Annotated in this window: 3 protein-coding genes; all 3 read right to left on the reverse strand. The window is 49.9% G+C overall.

Annotated elements, in window-relative coordinates; all coding sequences use genetic code 11:
- Positions 1-182: 182 nt before the first annotated feature.
- The gene (locus C7B77_RS28575) at positions 183-1,241 is read right to left on the reverse strand and encodes an ATP-binding response regulator (RefSeq protein ID WP_106313046.1); all 1,059 of its coding nucleotides are present in this window, start codon (positions 1,239-1,241) and stop codon (positions 183-185) included.
- Between the two features lie 105 nt (positions 1,242-1,346).
- Positions 1,347-2,036 (reverse strand): response regulator transcription factor, encoded by a 690-nt coding sequence (locus C7B77_RS28580; RefSeq protein ID WP_106313049.1) that lies wholly within the window; start codon positions 2,034-2,036, stop codon positions 1,347-1,349.
- Positions 2,037-2,071: 35 nt separating this feature from the next.
- Positions 2,072-2,281, reverse strand: a 210-nt coding sequence (locus C7B77_RS30920) for a hypothetical protein (RefSeq protein ID WP_219892314.1), incomplete at its 5' end; no start/stop codon positions are given.

Here is a 2,281-nt window from a genome sequence, read left to right on the forward strand (position 1 = left end):
GGGAGCGGCGCATCGAACGGGAGGTTCCCTCCCGTTTGTGTGCGACAAGACAGAGGGGTTGGGGGTGAGGGCAGAGGTTTGTGGGTTTTACCAACCGGATTTGGTATGACTGCTGCTGTGCAAAAACCCTGAATATCGATATAGATGGCTGCTACTGCCACCAAACTAGCCGATCGGCGGATCTATTGCAAGGGCAATAAGGCCACAATCTGACATCCGGCTTGCGGTGCTGTCAAAATTTCTAAACTCCCACCGAAATTTTCCGCACGTTCTTTCATCCCGATCAAGCCAAATCCCGTTTTGGCAGTTTCTAGCTCGAAGCCATTGCCGTTGTCGGTTAAAACTATTTGTAGACTACGATCTTTTCCGCCGATTTGAATGCGAACAGTCGTTGGTTCGGCATATTTACAAATATTGGTCAATCCTTCTTGCAGAATCCGATAAACTGCGGTGCTGAGTTCGTTGGAGAGTGGTAAGGCGAGATCGATCTCGCAATCTGGCAAAATGCCTGTATTCGTTTGAAATTCCTCGACCAGTTTGGCGATCGCCGTTTCGAGCAGTTGAGCTTGGACGGAATCCGATCTCATTTGGGTAACTGATTGGCGCACGGCTTGGAGGGCTTCAGTACCCAAGCGTTTGGCATCTTTGACAAAGGTATAGGCTCGTTCTGGTCGATCGTGCCAGAGGGTCAGTGCCGCATCGATTTGGATATTTAGAGCCACCAGGGAATGTCCCAGGGAGTCGTGGATTTCGCGGGCTAGTCGGTGACGCTCTTGATAAACAGCTAGCTGTTCGATCCGTTGGTTTAAGGCACATTCTCGATCGAGAGTTTCCCGAAGCTGCTGTTGGAGGCGGTGGAGGGTGAGCTGGGTCTCAACGCGAGCTAGCACCTCTGGAATTTGAAAGGGTTTGGTAATGTAATCAACCGCACCCGCATTTAACCCTCGCACCTTATTCGTCACCTCACTTAAGGCACTAATAAAGATCGCGGGGATATCCTGAGTGACTGGATTGGCTTTCAGCGTTTTACACAGCTCGAAGCCATCAATTCCTGGCATGACCGCATCCAGCAGAATCAAGTCTGGCAAATGTGCTTGCACCCCCATCAGAGCGGTTTTACCCCGCGTCACGCCGCGTACTTTGTAGCCCTGCCCCGTCAAAATTGCGGACAGGAACCGGATATTATCGGGAGTATCATCCACGATCAAAATATCGGCCTTAGTGGTGGGCAAACTTGTCATGACTTTGCGAGCTTAGATTTTGCAATCTTATCTTCACTAGGTATAAATTACAGGTGACAAATGTCATGAATCGATCGACCTTAATGAGAGAAAAAAGATCGATTTTCACTCTTCGGTGAGGGTGTCGATCGGGTTTAAGTAGGTGGGGAAGGTATTGGCCAGAATCACCGCCTGGGTGCGATCGCGAACATTGAGTCGGAGGAGCACATTAGAAACATGATTGCGAACGGTGCCTTCGGACAGAAATAGGGCTTCGGCAATTTCGCGATTGCTCAGTCCCTCAGCAATGAGTTTGAGGACTTCCCGCTCTCGATCGGTCAATGCCAATAACTCTGCTGGCGGTTCGGTCTCGATCTCTGTCACTGGGTCAGACTGAGCGAGGGCTTTTTCGATCAATCCTGGGCCAAATTGAGTGTACCCTTGGAAGATCGAGCGGATGGCTTTGGCTAATTCGGCAATCGGCGTATCTTTGAGAAGATAACCTTTGGCACCATTTTGCAGTGCTTGGCGCACGTATTCGGAGTCATCAAAGGTGGTGAGAATTAAAACTTTGAGATCGGGATAGGTCTGACAAAGATGTTGAGTCGCTTCCACTCCATCCATCTCCGGCATCCGCACATCCATTAAGACCACATCTGGAAATCGATCGCTATCCTGGAGTTCCTGTAATCGATCGATCGCCTCTACTCCATTTTCGGCTTCTCCCACCATCTGGAAGTCGGAGGTAGTTTCCAGCATAATCTTGAGTCCGTCACGGACGATAGCCTGATCTTCAACTAGGAACAACCGAATCATCTGTGCAAGTTCTTCAGATAGTATTTGTGCTTATTTTACGTTAGTTCGCGATCGGGGTTACTTTGAGACTGAAGTCTGCTTCGATCGCCATCGAGGGTGGTATGGGACAGCAATTCCAAATTCGGAAATTCTTGCTTAGTGCGCCATTGGTTTGCCTTCACCCCAGCCCTCTCCCAAGTTTGGGAGAGGGAGCAAGAGACGAGGCTTTTCGCTCCGGCTCCCCTTCTCCCAGAATTGGGAGAAGG

Source organism: Chamaesiphon polymorphus CCALA 037 (assembly GCF_003003845.1).
Taxonomy (GTDB): Bacteria; Cyanobacteriota; Cyanobacteriia; order Cyanobacteriales; family Chamaesiphonaceae; genus Chamaesiphon; species Chamaesiphon polymorphus.